We start from the raw sequence: 13184 nt of genomic DNA, 5'->3' as shown, positions 1-13184 counted from the left end.
TCGTGAATACTCAACACAAAAGGAGATCACGATGCGTCAAACCTCAAACAAATCTGCAAGCCTACTCATCATGGCCCTGTTTTTGGGTACGATGGCCAGCCACCCAGCACTGGCAGACGATGATGATGACGTGCAAAAAATGACTGAAAAGGCCAAAGCGTTTGGCCTGATTTCACATGAAGACGCACAAAGCAAAGCGCTGGCAGCCAAGCCCGGTGTGGTGAAAGAGGTCGAACTGGAGCGCAGAAAGTTTCGTGCTGGCTGGGATTACGAAGTTGAAATTGTCGATAGCAATGGTGCCGAATGGGAAGTCACTATCGATGCCAAAACCGGCAAGGTCAACAGCATCAACCGCGACTGGTTTTAAGGCTTAAACGCTGGTGCCTGCCGAGGTGGGTGCCAGCGTCATCTGGATGCGCAAACCACCCAGCCGCTCAGAATGCGTGAGCGTCACCTGGCCGTGGTAGTGCTGCACAATATCCTGCACAATCGCCAGCCCCAAACCACTGCCGGGTTTGGATTCATCCATACGCATGCCGCGTTGTAACAACGTCTCCAATGTCGGCGCACTACTGCCGGGGCCATCATCTTCAACCACAATCTGGATCACGTCTTGCACAGACACATGTAACTGCACCTGACCGTGACACCATTTAAAGGCGTTATCCAGCACATTACCCAGCAACTCCAGCATGTCTTCACGGTCAACCATCACGCGGGCCTGCCCATCGTGCTGCCAGGCAAATGCCACGGTTTTATTGCTATAAATCTTCTGCAAAGTGGTCACCAGCTTAGGTAACTCTACGTCTAAATCAGTCTGCTGGCTGGTGTAAACATCGCCCATGAGTCGTGCGCGCTTTAATTCACGTTCGACATCATGGTGTATGTCTTCGCTACAATTTTGTATCATCTGCCGTAACTGCGTATCTCCATCCACGGATCCATTACCCGCCAGCAATTGCAATTGCGCCAGGCGTGTTTTGAGGCCATGTGCCAGATTGCCAATGGCCAGGCGCGAACGCCGGGTTTTCTGGCTGGCACTTTTGAGGATGCGGTTAAACTCGTTGACCAGCGGCATCACTTCAGCCGGGCCACTGGCATTAATCTGCTGTACCTCACCATTAGCGACTTTTGCCAGGTTTTCCTTGATTTGCTGCAAAGGCAACAGCGTATTCACCACAATCCAGCGCTGTAACGCCAGCAACGCCAGCAGACCCAGCAAGGAAAACACACCATACAACCAGTGAAACAGGCGCAGGCTTTGCTGTAATTCAACCAGGCTTTCTGCAATGTAAATGGTAATGGTGCTCTGCTGTTTACGGTAAGCATGTCCCAATTGCAGCAAAGGTTGCGATTCGGGGCCGGTGATATGGCTGACCCGCTCCTCACCGACCTTGAGCGCACTGACTGGGATGTCGACATCCCACCATGAGCGCGACTGTATTTTTTGCGCCCCGTCTTTGCCAGCATTGTCCAGCAGCACAATAAAATAGCTGCCTGAAAATGGCCGCTGATAACTGCTTGTAATCAGTCGCGGCTCCAGCGCCAATTCACCACGCGCGTTCACTGACACACCGGCCAGCAAGCCTTCAGCTTCTTGTTGCATGCGTGCCGTCATTTGCGACTGGATTAAATGATCTATGGTAAAGGTCACCACCGCCCATTGCAGCGTCAGCAAACCCACCAGGCTGAGGGTTAAGCCCAGCGATAGCTGCCTGCGCAGCGACCTCATGCGCCCACACCTGACACCTGGCCACCTGTAAACACATAGCCCTGGCCACGCTTGGTATGGATGCGGTTGGCACCCACTTTTTGCCGCAGGCGATTGATATACACTTCAATCACATTGCTGTCTTTGTCTGCATCGTAGGCGTAGACATGCTCTGTGAGCTCGGTTTTAGAAAAAATTCGTCCCGGGTGTAACATCAGGTAGCGCAACAACCTGAACTCGGTGCCGGTCAACACATGGGCAGTGTCGCCTTGCCAGACGGTTTGCGTTTGCTCGTCCAGGCGTAAATCTGCCAGCACCAGCGCGTGATTCACCACCGCCACGCTGCGTTTGTGCACGGCACTGATGCGTGCCAGCAACTCCGGCAGATGAAAAGGCTTGGTCACATAATCATCCGCGCCCAAATTAAACGCCTCCACCTTCTCTTGCCAGCTGCTGCGCGCGGTTAAGACGATCACCGGCATACTGCCAGACTGTGCACGCCAGTCGGCCAGTACATCCAAACCAGGCTTGCCTGGCAAGCCCAAATCCAGAATCGCCAGGTCATAGGGCTCAAGCGTGCCTTGTATGCTGGCCTCACTGCCCTCTTGCAGCCAGTCGCAGGCATAGCCTGCCGCCTTGAGTGCCTGCTGCGTCTGCGCGCCGAGCACCACGTCATCTTCTACCAGCAGCAACCGCATATTAGTCGTCTTGCTCCATTTTCAGTAACTGCCCGCTCTTGGCGTCCAGTTTAAGCTCCCATACCTGGCTGGCGGCATCCAGTATCTCAACCTCATAAATATAGCGGCCGTGCTTTTTCTCAAGTTCGACCTCCAGAATCTCGCCAGGTTTATAGCTTCTGGCTTTTTGTGAGATTTTTTCCAGACTCAAAATGTCGCCTTTCGCCGATAAGCGCCCAGCGCTGGTGGCGCTCTCACCTGAGTCTGCACGTGGCAGGTAAACCAGCGCAAGCAATACAGCAAGCAGCGTAAAAAGCGCTATCCATGTGCGGCGTTGCGTCCAAAACATAGCGTCACATCTCCTGAAAACCACTGAAATCGACCAAAGTTTAACAGTATTCATCTTAAACCAAGCTGAATTCCAGGCAGCCAGCGGTCAAGATTAATTGTGCAGGGATACTTTAAAAAACGCTCAACCGCTACAATATGAGATTGAGCCTTTAACACCGAACGCCAGACATGCTTTTTTTATCCCATACCTCCACAGCCAGATTACCTACCCAGTTTGGTGCGTTTGATATCCATGTATTTACGGATAGCCGTAACGGCGTGGAGCATATTGCCCTGGCCTGCGGCGAACTACAGCGCGCTAACGAGCCACTGGTGCGGGTGCATTCTGAATGTTTAACGGGGGATGTATTTGGCTCTACGCGCTGCGATTGCGGCGAACAACTACATCACGCGCAACGCCTGATTCAGCAAAGCGGCCAGGGCTTGATCCTGTATTTAAAAAACCATGAAGGCCGCGGCATCGGCCTCACCAACAAAATGCGTGCTTATGCCTTGCAAGACCAAGGCATGGATACCGTCGAGGCCAACGTAGCGCTTGGCTTGCCGATAGACGCACGCACGTATGAAGCCGCGGCAGACATGCTGGCTTATTTTGAAATCAACCGTATCCGTTTGTTATCCAACAACCAGGAAAAACGTACTGCCCTGCAATCTTTGGGCATCAGTATTCACCAGCAAGTGCCACTGCTCACCACACCCACTGCAGACAACCTGAAATATCTGCAAACCAAGTCCAGTAAACTGGGACACGTAATCCCCGACCTGGGATAACACGCTGCCAGCCTCATAAATACTGGTTATAAGCTACCATGTAAATGTTATAACCCGGCCACCATGGCAGGGCTATACTTCTTGTTCGTCATAATAAAATCACAAGGAGAGACGCGATGAAGCAAGAAACGATATCCATACACGGCGGTTATAGTCCAGACCCAACCACCAAAGCGGTCGCGGTACCAGTGTATCAGACCACCTCCTACGCTTTTGATAACACCCAGCATGGCGCGGACCTGTTTGACCTCAAGGTACAGGGCAACATTTATACCCGCATCATGAACCCGACCACCGCTGTGCTGGAGGAGCGACTGGCACAGCTCGAGGGAGGTATTGGCGCACTGGCACTCGCCTCTGGCATGGCGGCGATTACCTATGCCATTCAAACCATTGCCGAAGCAGGCGACAATATTGTGTCGGTTTCGACGCTATATGGCGGTACCTATAATTTATTTGCCCACACCTTGCCCAAGCAAGGCATAGAAGTCAGGTTTTTTGATTATCGCGACCCGGCCTCGCTGGAAAAGCTTATCGATAGCCGCACCAAACTAGTATTTGCTGAAACCATAGGCAACCCGCTGGGCAATGTGGTGGACCTGGCCGCCATCAGCGCCGCTGCGCACAAACATGGCGTGCCGGTGATTGTAGACAACACGGTCGCCACGCCCATTCTGGCCAAGCCATTTGAGCATGGTGTGGATATTGTGGTGCACTCGCTCACCAAATACATCGGTGGCCATGGCAACTCCATTGGCGGCATCATCGTCGATAGCGGAAAATTCCCATGGGGCGAACATGCGACCAGGTTCCCTAGCCTCAATACCCCAGACCCCAGTTATCACGGCGTGAATTATGTAGAAGCGCTGGGCGCTGCAGCTTATATTGCACGTGCCCGTGTGGTGCCGTTGCGTAACACGGGCGCCGCTCTCAGTCCGTTTAACAGCTTTTTGATACTGCAAGGGCTGGAAACACTGGCGTTGCGTATCGAACGGCATAGTGCCAATGCGCTGGCGGTGGCCAATTACCTGGCACAACACCCCAAAGTCAAATGGGTGAAATATGCCGGGCTATCAGATCACCCTGATCATGCCCTGGTGAAAAAATACCTTAAAGGCCAAGCCTCAGGCATCTTGTCTTTTGGCGTGCAGGATGGTCTGCAAGGCGGCACACGCTTTATTGATGCATTGCAGCTATTCACGCGGCTGGTGAATATTGGGGATGCCAAAAGCCTGGCCTGCCACCCTGCCACCACCACGCATAGGCAACTCAACGCCGAAGAACTAGCGCGTGCGGGGGTGAGCGAGGACATGGTGCGGCTGTCTGTCGGCATAGAGCACATTGATGACCTGATTGCGGATCTGGAACAGGCGCTGGCCAAGGTCTAACTCATCGCTGGCATGTGTGTTGGAATGCAGGCCGCTTGTGCTGGCCTGCATTCATCGCTAAAGTAGCGAGTCATTTAAGCCAATGACGCCGCAGCAGCGACTTCGCTATCAGCGCTAAATGGCCGCAACTGCCGCGTCTAAAGCCATCACGTTTAGCCTTGATAGGAACATACAGATGAAATCCTTGCCCTTACGCATCACCGCCCTGCTGTTCTCAGGCCTAGTCTGTGCCGCCCAGGCAGGCGAAGCTTACCTGGGCCAGTTTCTGTTTCAATATGACGGTGGCAGTGTGTACCGGGTCACCGTTAAAGACGCCAAGTCTATGGCTTGGCAGTGTATTCAAGGCGATGAAAAAGGCGCACATGGCATCGAAACTCCAGAACGTTTCACGGTCGCTGACAAGGTATATTTTGCAAGCTGGGTAGAGAAAACCGGCATCAATGTCACCCAGGTCATCAACCTGAACACCATGAAGGTTTATTCCACCATTATTGATGGCAAAGAACGCTATGTAATTTCGGGCAATATTGTGCGCGAAAAATAATTACGCGCTCATCACCACGCGGTTACGGCCTGCATGTTTAGCCTGGTAGAGCGCTTTATCGGCTTCTGCGATCACAGACTCATAATCAATTTTGCCCTTTGCCAGCGCGCCGCCAATACTCACGGTGAGTGCAATATGTTCACCACTCGGCGCCTGTATACGCGCTTGTGCGACCTTGTTGCGGATATTTTCTGCCACATGCATGGCTATGCTCGCATCCGCTTCAACCAGAATGAGCAGCATTTCTTCACCGCCATACCTGAACACAAAGTCTGACGGGCGCACTGACTCAGTCATTAAAGCCGCCACTTTCTGCAAGGCTATATCGCCAGCAGCATGACCATGAGTGTCGTTGACGGTTTTGAAATGGTCCAGGTCGAGAATCAGGATAGCAAAGCCTACCGCGCCCTCGCGTTTTTGCAAGGCAATTTCACGTGAGAGCACGGTATGAATAAAGCGGCGGTTTAATAAACGGGTCAGGCTGTCGCGTGCGTTATCCAGCTCAATGTGTGAGTCAAAAATCTCATTAATCACAAACTTGATTTTGACCAGGTCTTGCTGAATCAACTGGAACTGGCTGCCTATCGCTGCGCGGTCGTCATATTGCGTGGTTTCCAGCTTGGGCAATATCTGTTGGTCAATTTTGGCAATGCATTCGGCAATATTCTGCAATTTTGGCGTGCGCTCGAACATCAGGCTGGCTTTATGTAAAAACCACATACCAAACTCAGACTTAGCCAACCTTGGCAGGCCGATATCAGACGGGCTATAAAACCAGGCCAGGATATTGCGTTCCCACTCGGTGAGAAACGCGCGTTGCCGCTCCCTTTCCATGGCGATATTACTGCCGATGACAGCCAGCCGATACGACTCATCCAATCGGGTTTGGTCAGAAATAGACTGCATATAACCATGATTACGAATTTCATACGAAAGACCAATCAGTTGGTTAACATACATGACTGACTGCATTTTTTCCTGGTCTGTCCACGCTTGCATGAGAATATGCCGCAAAATATAGGCATTAATCATACGCAGGCTTTTTGACACAGAATGTGCCGGGTAGCCTACCCGGGACAGTTTCATGCCTAGCGCATGCTGCTCATGCACAAAGTGGTTTACATCGGCAAACTGCATGCTAAACAGCTGATAGACCCATTCTGCAAATACCGCTGTCCATTTCGTACGCATCTCATCAGTATGAAGCAGCTTGCTTAATACCGGGTCTGTGCCCAGGTAATGCTGATACGCGGTGAGCAACTCCTGCATATTGTCACTGATCAAGCCATAGACTTGCTCAATCAGCACAGGTGGAGTATCTGCCATGATGGCTTTCCACTCAGCGGCAACAAGCATTGCAGAATACTCTGGATCATTGCCAGAATCAGGGGTGGGGTCGTCGTACGTCATCACTTATGCCATTGTTTAATCATGTGCACTCTATAGCCGACACAATATTATCAACTATCAGGGAGTGACAAGACATGATAACGTTATTCTGTTTACGTCATTAAACATTGATTTAATTTAATAGTTGATAACAAAAAGATAGCGATTAGCCGTCATTGAAATGTTGAGCGCATCTCACGCCAAGCGGGCAAAAAAAACAGGCGAGCATGATTGCTCGCCTGGCTAAGATGACTAAACGTAGCGCTTGTTTAAAACACGCGTAACTGCGTTGGCTTCAAATAGACGGTTTCACCTTGCTGAAAATTCAACTGGTTAAACTGGTCACGCCCAAGTTCCACGTCCACATATTGCGCATTGTCTGTACGCTTGATTTCCAGACGCACCAGCGAGCCGACAGAATGCACATAGGTTAGCGCACCCGCGATGCTATTGGCTTCAGCCTCACGGCTCACGGCGATTTCATAGGGGCGCACAAAACCTTTACCCTGCGGCGTTTCAAACGCATTCACATTGCCCAAAAACTCATACACAAACGGTGTGGCGGGCTGATCGTACACCGCCTGTGGTGAACCCACCTGCTCTACCTGGCCATGATTCATCACCACAATAGTGTCAGCCACTTCTAACGCTTCTTCCTGGTCATGCGTGACAAACACGCTGGTCACATGTAACTCGTCATGCAAGCGACGCAGCCAGCGGCGCAGGTCTTTACGCACTTTGGCATCCAGCGCGCCAAATGGCTCATCTAGCAACAACACTTTAGGCTCTACCGCCAAGGCACGCGCCAGGGCGATACGCTGACGCTGGCCACCAGACAATTGCGGTGGATAACGGTCTGCCAGCCAGTCTAACTGCACCAGTTTGAGCAAATCATGCACGCGTTTTTTAATCTCAGCATCTGACGGACGGGTTTCTTTTGGACGCACGCGCAGGCCAAACGCCACGTTTTCAAACACGGTCATATGGCGGAACAGCGCATAGTGCTGAAACACAAAACCCACCTGGCGCTCACGCACATCGCGGTGCGTGGTGTCTACGCCATCAAACAACACTTGGCCGCTATCCGGTGATTCTAGCCCGGCGATGATGCGCAACAAGGTGGTTTTTCCGCAACCTGACGGCCCCAGCAAGGCCACCAACTCGCCAGACGGCACTTGCAGGTTGATATCACGCAACGCGCTAAATTGGCCAAAGCCTTTGTTAATCTGTTGAATGGTAATACTCATGTTAAGCCGTCACTTCCTTTTCAATATTGGCGGCATCACGCGAAGCCTGCCATTCGACATATGTTTTTAAGACCAGGGTTACCAGTGCCAGCAGCGTCAGCAATGAAGCAACAGCAAACGCGGCAGCATAGTTATATTCGTTATACAAAATTTCGACGTGCAGCGGCATGGTATTGGTCAGCCCGCGGATATGGCCGGACACCACAGACACCGCACCAAACTCGCCCATGGCACGCGCATTGGTCAAAATCACACCATAAATCAGGCCCCACTTCACATTAGGCAAGGTCACGTGCCAGAGCATTTTCCAGCCAGAAGCGCCTAATACCAATGCCGCCTCCTCCTCTTCTTTGCCCTGTGCCTGCATGAGCGGAATCAACTCGCGGGCCACAAACGGAAAGGTCACAAAAATGGTCGCCAGCACAATACCAGGCACTGCGAATACGACTTTGAGATCATGATCAATCAACCACTCGCCAAACCAGCCTTGCAGGCCAAAAATCAGCACAAAAATTAAACCTGCAATCACCGGTGACACAGCAAACGGCAAATCAATCAAGGTGATCAGAAAGCTTTTGCCTTTAAAGTCGAATTTGGTAATGGCCCAGGCCGCTACCACGCCAAACACCAGGTTTAGTGGCACCGAAATCAAAGAAGCAATCAGTGTCAGCTTCATCGCTGACAGTGCATCTGCTTCGGTAATCGCCGCCAGGTAAACGCCCCAGCCTTTGCGCAAAGCCTCAGCAAACACCGCCGCCAACGGGATTAATAAAAACAACCCCAAAAAAGCCAGTGCCAGGCCAATCAGCCCCCAGCGCACCCAGGTCGGTTCAGAGGTCGCGCGCTTGTAAGCGACCTTGCCCTGATATTGTTGAAATTGTGTGGTATGCATAGTTTCTATTATTTAATAAAGATTAAACCAGCGGGAATAAAGCACCAACGCCGTGATTTGCCCGCGCAGCCAATTTATTTATTGCCATGGCGGTGATTGCTCCACCACTGCAATAAGTTAATCAGCAACAACAAGACAAACGAAATCACCAGCATCACCACGGCAATCGCGGTTGCCCCGGCATAGTCGTATTGTTCAAGCTTGGTAATAATCATCAGCGGTGTGATCTCGGAAATCATCGGCATATTGCCCGCAATAAAAATCACCGAGCCATACTCACCCACGGCGCGGGCAAAGGCCAGCGAAAAACCAGTGAGCAAGGCAGGCCAAATGGCTGGCAAAATAATCTTGTAAAATGTTTGCCAACGGTTGGCACCCAGGCTGGCAGCGGCTTCCTCGGCTTCTGCACTAAAGTCTTCCAGCACCGGCTGCACTGTGCGTACCACAAATGGCAAGCCGATAAACGTCAGCGCGACTACCACGCCCAGCGGCGTAAAGGCGACTTTAATGCCGTGGGGTTCCAACCATTGTCCTAACCAGCCATTCGGTGCATAAATTGCGGTCAGCGCAATACCCGCTACGGCGGTTGGCAATGCAAAGGGTAAATCGACCAAGGCATCGAGAATTTTTTTACCAACAAACTGGTAGCGCACCAGCACCCAGGCGGTCAGCAAGCCAAAGACCAGGTTAATCACTGCGGCCAGCAGTGAAGCACCAAAGGTGAGTTTATAAGTCGCCACCACGCGTGGCGTCGTCACCACGGCCCAAAATTCATGCCAACTGAGTTCAGTCGTACGTAAAAAGACAGCGGCGAGTGGGATAAGGACAATCAGGCTTAAATAAACCAGCGTGACCCCCAATGACAGCCCGAAGCCGGGAAGTAAATGTTTCTTTTTTTGTGATGCCATATTGTGTGGTAACCAGTGTAAACAGGCGCTAATGTAGCTGGATTCTTTTAAACTTTAAAAGAATAAATAATCATTAATTTATAAGCGCCTGTTATATTGAAAAAATGATTAGGCTACTTTGGGCGAGCGGTGCTGATATTGGGCATTAATCACCTTGGCCACCACCGGCGCGGCCAGCAAGTTACCCTGTAAAATAGTCGCACCCGAGGCAATCGCAATATCCAGCTGCTGCTGCGTTTCTATGCCCAAAATCACCGGCGTGCTGCCTAAGTCTTGCACCGTGGCTACCAGCCCCTTCAAGGCCTTGGCCAGCGCGGGTTGTTGCGCGGGTTGTTGCGCGGCCTGGTGAATCACCGACACATCAAACTTGATGTAATCATGGTGCGCACTCCATAAGCGGTACAACTTGCTCTGATGGCCACCGACATGGTCAAACGCAATCTGGTAGCCCAGCGCACGGTAATTCTCAATCGCCGCAATCAGGTGCTTGTCCTGCTCAATCAGAGACTCATTGATTTCCAGCACCACGCGATGCGTAGGCACGGAGTATTTATGCAAAATCTGCTCAAACACCTTGCCGTGTGCGCTAACTTCGAGTAACAATTTGGGATGCACATTTAAAAACAGCAAGCCGTTTTCCTGATGAATCGCACGGTAATTCAACACGTGCTGCGAGCGGCATACGCGGTCAAACTGCACCAGCTTGCCGGATTGCTCGGCATAGGTGAACGCAAACTCTGGTGTGCTGCCCAGCGTGCCAAACAAAGACGGACGGATCAGGGCTTCGTAGCCGTAGATATCGCCTTGTTTGGCATCATAAATGGGCTGAAAAGCGGTTTTGAGATGCACGCCGATAAAGGTGCTCTCATATTCGCCCGAACTGGCTTCCAGTAGCCCCAGCTCTTCCAGATCCAGCGACAGTGCATGCTTTAACTCTGCGCGCAGCTGTATGACGTGTTCTGGCTCTTGATTTGATTGACGTTGCGTCATGGTGACTCTCCTGCAAAACTGCTTTTTAATGCGACGAAATCTGCTTACTTCTGGTAAATCTGGTCAAAAATGCCGCCATCACTAAAGTGCGTATTTTCGGCCTCGGTCCAACTGCCAAACGCCTGTTTGACAGTAAACGTATGTAACTTTTTAAAGCTCGGTTGCGCCACCTCACTCACTTGTGGACGCAAATAATGCTTGGCCGCTAAGGCTTGCCCTTGTGGTGAAAAATGAAACTCGAGATAAGCCTGCGCCACTTTGCGCGTGCCTTTTTTATCCACCACTTTATCGACCAGAGAAACCGGGTTTTCGGCCAATACAGTTACCGAGGGATACACCACCTCATATTTGTCCTCACCCAGCTCTTTTTGCAGCAGATAAACTTCATTTTCAAAGGTCACCAGCACATCGCCAATCTCACGCTGGGCAAAGGTGGTGGTAGCACCGCGGCCGCCGGTATCCAGCACCGGCACATGCTTGAATAACTCCGTCACAAACTGGCGTGCTTTAGCGGCATCGCCACCCTTTTGCGTTACATAGCCCCAGGCTGCCAGGTAGCTATATTTACCATTACCTGAGGTCTTGGGATTAGGAATCACAGACGTCACGCCTGGGCGAACCAGGTCATCCCAGTCTTTGACTTGTTTGGGATTGCCTTTACGCACCAGGAAGACGGTTGGCGACGCGCTGGGCACACTGTTATTGAGTAAACGTGTTTGCCAGTTGGCTGGAATCAATTTGCCTTTTTGTGCCAGGATATCAATGTCCGCACTGCGGTTCATGGTAATCACGTCTGCTGGCAAGCCATCCACCACTGAGCGCGCCTGTTTGGTCGAGCCGCCGTGTGACTGATTGATCGTCACCGTTTCGCCGGTCTTGTCTTTCCAGTACTGCACAAATGCCGGGTTAAAGTCCTTATAAAACTCACGTGTGACATCATAAGAAGCATTCAACAGCTCGGCGGCTTGCAACGAGACACTGCTCAACAACATGGCCACCAAGGCACTGCGGTAAACTAAGGGCATACTCAATTCCTTTTATTATTATCAAACTGATGAGCACTATAGCGATAAACTTATATTTTTAAAAAGAATAAAAAATAATATATTTATAATATAAAAATATATAAGTATAACGCTTGTCAGCTCTCCGCATCAGGCATAAAAGCAGGCCTAAAAAACCATGTTAAGAATAAAAACATATAAATAAATAATTAACGATTCTAGTGCTAGGCCTGTTCAAGGCTGGCGGATTCTTTTATAGTTTAAAAAGATTAACGCTGACCAGACACCTGGAAGCCAGTCACCCTTCACCGGGCGACTGGCTTTTTTTTCGTCTGTACTCAGCATCACTGCTTTAAATACAGGATTGGATAGCCGATGGAAGAGATCGCGATTGAACACATCGTGCAGCAACTGGCGAGCATACGTGAAAGCGCCTTACAACAACGGCAACGCCTGGCGCAGCCGCCCAAGTTGCCTGCCCGCAAGGCCTTGGGCAAGCTGCTAGATTGGCTGGCGGCCTCGCTGTTTCCCAACCGTTTGGGCGACCCGGATATTCAGGCACATGCCATCAACTTTTATGTCGGCACCACGCTGGACAAAGCTTTGCGTGAATTGCAGCAGCAAATTCGCCTGGAATTGGCCTTTAAATCGCCCGGCACCCCTGCCAGCCAGTTCAATAGCCAGGCCCATATTTTGACGCATACGTTTGCGGAGCAGTTACCGCATATCCGCCTGCAACTGGATACTGACCTTGAAGCCGCCTACCAGGGCGACCCAGCCGCAGATAGCGTCGACGAAATTCTGGTTAGCTACCCCGGCATACTGGCTCTGATTCATTACCGCATCGCGCATGTCTTGCATGGCCTGGGCCTGACCATTATTGCGCGCCTAATCACCGAGATTGCCCACTCACAAACGGGTATCGACATCCACCCTGGGGCCAATATTGGCGATTACTTTTTTATTGACCATGGCACCGGCGTCGTCATTGGTGAAACGGCCATCATCGGTAACCACGTGCGCCTCTACCAGGCAGTAACTTTAGGGGCCAAAAACTTTCCTAAAGATGCCAATGGCCATCTGGTGAAGAAATTTGAACGCCACCCGATTCTGGAAGACTACGTGGTGGTGTATGCCGGGGCCACGATTCTGGGCCGCATCACCATCGGCAAGCATTCCATTATTGGCGGCAATGTATGGGTCACCCGCAGCGTGCCCGCCAATAGTCACGTCACACAAGCACATTCGGACGCGAAACCGATTCCGGCTGCTGCTTGATTTTTATACATCACCCTGAGCCCATTACAAGGAG

General features: G+C 51.3%; 14 protein-coding genes. 5 read left to right on the top strand and 9 right to left on the bottom strand.

Annotation, left to right across the window (positions count from 1 at the left end; genetic code table 11):
* The first annotated feature begins 31 nt into the window (after positions 1 to 31).
* Positions 32 to 367: a PepSY domain-containing protein gene (locus tag INP78_RS12915; RefSeq protein ID WP_194742607.1), complete on the top strand. Its 336-nt coding sequence runs from the start codon at positions 32 to 34 to the stop codon at positions 365 to 367.
* Positions 368 to 370: 3 nt separating this feature from the next.
* On the opposite strand, the gene INP78_RS12910 is transcribed toward INP78_RS12915, so the two are convergent.
* Genes INP78_RS12910 through INP78_RS12900 form a run of 3 tightly spaced genes read right to left on the bottom strand, consistent with a single transcriptional unit; the run spans position 371 to position 2737 of the window.
* Complete coding sequence (locus INP78_RS12910; RefSeq protein WP_194742606.1) at positions 371 to 1732, bottom strand: ATP-binding protein; 1362 nt, start codon at positions 1730 to 1732, stop codon at positions 371 to 373.
* Positions 1729 to 2409 (bottom strand): response regulator transcription factor, encoded by a 681-nt coding sequence (locus INP78_RS12905; RefSeq protein WP_194742605.1) that lies wholly within the window; start codon positions 2407 to 2409, stop codon positions 1729 to 1731. Before INP78_RS12905 ends, INP78_RS12910 begins: the two co-directional genes overlap by 4 nt.
* Position 2410: 1 nt before the next feature.
* Positions 2411 to 2737, bottom strand: a complete 327-nt coding sequence (locus tag INP78_RS12900; protein ID WP_194742604.1) for a PepSY domain-containing protein — start codon at positions 2735 to 2737, stop codon at positions 2411 to 2413.
* Positions 2738 to 2907: 170 nt separating this feature from the next.
* On the opposite strand from INP78_RS12900, the gene ribA reads away from it, so the two are divergent.
* The 3 genes from ribA (at position 2908) to INP78_RS12885 (ending at position 5442) form a co-directional block, all read left to right on the top strand.
* Positions 2908 to 3510 (top strand): GTP cyclohydrolase II, encoded by a 603-nt coding sequence (gene ribA, locus INP78_RS12895; protein ID WP_194742603.1) that lies wholly within the window; start codon positions 2908 to 2910, stop codon positions 3508 to 3510.
* Between the two features lie 116 nt (positions 3511 to 3626).
* Positions 3627 to 4898, top strand: coding sequence for an O-acetylhomoserine aminocarboxypropyltransferase/cysteine synthase family protein (locus tag INP78_RS12890; protein ID WP_194742602.1), 1272 nt, complete (start codon positions 3627 to 3629; stop codon positions 4896 to 4898).
* Positions 4899 to 5073: 175 nt separating this feature from the next.
* On the top strand, positions 5074 to 5442 hold the full coding sequence (locus INP78_RS12885) for a MoaF C-terminal domain-containing protein (protein WP_194742601.1): 369 nt from the start codon (positions 5074 to 5076) through the stop codon (positions 5440 to 5442).
* Here INP78_RS12885 and INP78_RS12880 read toward each other — a convergent pair whose 3' ends face one another.
* The 6 genes from INP78_RS12880 to INP78_RS12855 form a co-directional block, all read right to left on the bottom strand.
* On the bottom strand, positions 5443 to 6852 hold the full coding sequence (locus INP78_RS12880; RefSeq protein WP_228522886.1) for a GGDEF domain-containing protein: 1410 nt from the start codon (positions 6850 to 6852) through the stop codon (positions 5443 to 5445).
* A 248-nt stretch (positions 6853 to 7100) separates the two neighbouring features.
* A complete protein-coding gene (locus INP78_RS12875; RefSeq protein ID WP_194742600.1) occupies positions 7101 to 8078 on the bottom strand; it encodes a sulfate/molybdate ABC transporter ATP-binding protein in 978 nt (325 codons plus the stop codon).
* A gap of 1 nt (position 8079) precedes the next feature.
* The gene (cysW, locus tag INP78_RS12870; RefSeq protein WP_194742599.1) at positions 8080 to 8970 is read right to left on the bottom strand and encodes a sulfate ABC transporter permease subunit CysW; all 891 of its coding nucleotides are present in this window, start codon (positions 8968 to 8970) and stop codon (positions 8080 to 8082) included.
* A 74-nt stretch (positions 8971 to 9044) separates the two neighbouring features.
* Positions 9045 to 9878: a sulfate ABC transporter permease subunit CysT gene (gene cysT / locus INP78_RS12865; RefSeq protein ID WP_194742598.1), complete on the bottom strand. Its 834-nt coding sequence runs from the start codon at positions 9876 to 9878 to the stop codon at positions 9045 to 9047.
* Between the two features lie 108 nt (positions 9879 to 9986).
* A complete protein-coding gene (locus INP78_RS12860) occupies positions 9987 to 10868 on the bottom strand; it encodes an EAL domain-containing protein (RefSeq protein ID WP_194742597.1) in 882 nt (293 codons plus the stop codon).
* A gap of 44 nt (positions 10869 to 10912) precedes the next feature.
* A complete protein-coding gene (locus tag INP78_RS12855) occupies positions 10913 to 11893 on the bottom strand; it encodes a sulfate ABC transporter substrate-binding protein (RefSeq protein WP_194742596.1) in 981 nt (326 codons plus the stop codon).
* A 354-nt stretch (positions 11894 to 12247) separates the two neighbouring features.
* On the opposite strand from INP78_RS12855, the gene epsC reads away from it, so the two are divergent.
* Complete coding sequence (gene epsC, locus INP78_RS12850) at positions 12248 to 13150, top strand: serine O-acetyltransferase EpsC (protein ID WP_194742595.1); 903 nt, start codon at positions 12248 to 12250, stop codon at positions 13148 to 13150.
* Positions 13151 to 13184: the final 34 nt, after the last annotated feature.

The sequence above is a fragment of the Methylophilus sp. 14 genome, from assembly GCF_015354345.1.
Classification (GTDB): Bacteria; Pseudomonadota; Gammaproteobacteria; order Burkholderiales; family Methylophilaceae; genus Methylophilus.
The sequence above is the reverse complement of the archived record's forward strand: the minus strand, read 5'-3'. Positions and strand labels throughout refer to the sequence as shown.

Excerpts from the sequence above, each read along its gene's own strand:
- INP78_RS12915 (WP_194742607.1), top strand. The coding sequence starts at position 32 with ATGCGTCAAACCTCAAACAAATCTGCAAGCCTACTCATCATGGCCCTG.
- INP78_RS12905 (WP_194742605.1), bottom strand. The coding sequence starts at position 2,409 with ATGCGGTTGCTGCTGGTAGAAGATGACGTGGTGCTCGGCGCGCAGACG.
- INP78_RS12880 (WP_228522886.1), bottom strand. The coding sequence starts at position 6,852 with ATGACGTACGACGACCCCACCCCTGATTCTGGCAATGATCCAGAGTAT.
- INP78_RS12860 (WP_194742597.1), bottom strand. The coding sequence starts at position 10,868 with ATGACGCAACGTCAATCAAATCAAGAGCCAGAACACGTCATACAGCTG.
- epsC (WP_194742595.1), top strand. The coding sequence starts at position 12,248 with ATGGAAGAGATCGCGATTGAACACATCGTGCAGCAACTGGCGAGCATA.
- ribA (WP_194742603.1), top strand. The coding sequence starts at position 2,908 with ATGCTTTTTTTATCCCATACCTCCACAGCCAGATTACCTACCCAGTTT.
- cysW (WP_194742599.1), bottom strand. The coding sequence starts at position 8,970 with ATGCATACCACACAATTTCAACAATATCAGGGCAAGGTCGCTTACAAG.
- INP78_RS12885 (WP_194742601.1), top strand. The coding sequence starts at position 5,074 with ATGAAATCCTTGCCCTTACGCATCACCGCCCTGCTGTTCTCAGGCCTA.
- INP78_RS12910 (WP_194742606.1), bottom strand. The coding sequence starts at position 1,732 with ATGAGGTCGCTGCGCAGGCAGCTATCGCTGGGCTTAACCCTCAGCCTG.
- INP78_RS12855 (WP_194742596.1), bottom strand. The coding sequence starts at position 11,893 with ATGCCCTTAGTTTACCGCAGTGCCTTGGTGGCCATGTTGTTGAGCAGT.
- INP78_RS12890 (WP_194742602.1), top strand. The coding sequence starts at position 3,627 with ATGAAGCAAGAAACGATATCCATACACGGCGGTTATAGTCCAGACCCA.
- cysT (WP_194742598.1), bottom strand. The coding sequence starts at position 9,878 with ATGGCATCACAAAAAAAGAAACATTTACTTCCCGGCTTCGGGCTGTCA.
- INP78_RS12900 (WP_194742604.1), bottom strand. The coding sequence starts at position 2,737 with ATGTTTTGGACGCAACGCCGCACATGGATAGCGCTTTTTACGCTGCTT.
- INP78_RS12875 (WP_194742600.1), bottom strand. The coding sequence starts at position 8,078 with ATGAGTATTACCATTCAACAGATTAACAAAGGCTTTGGCCAATTTAGC.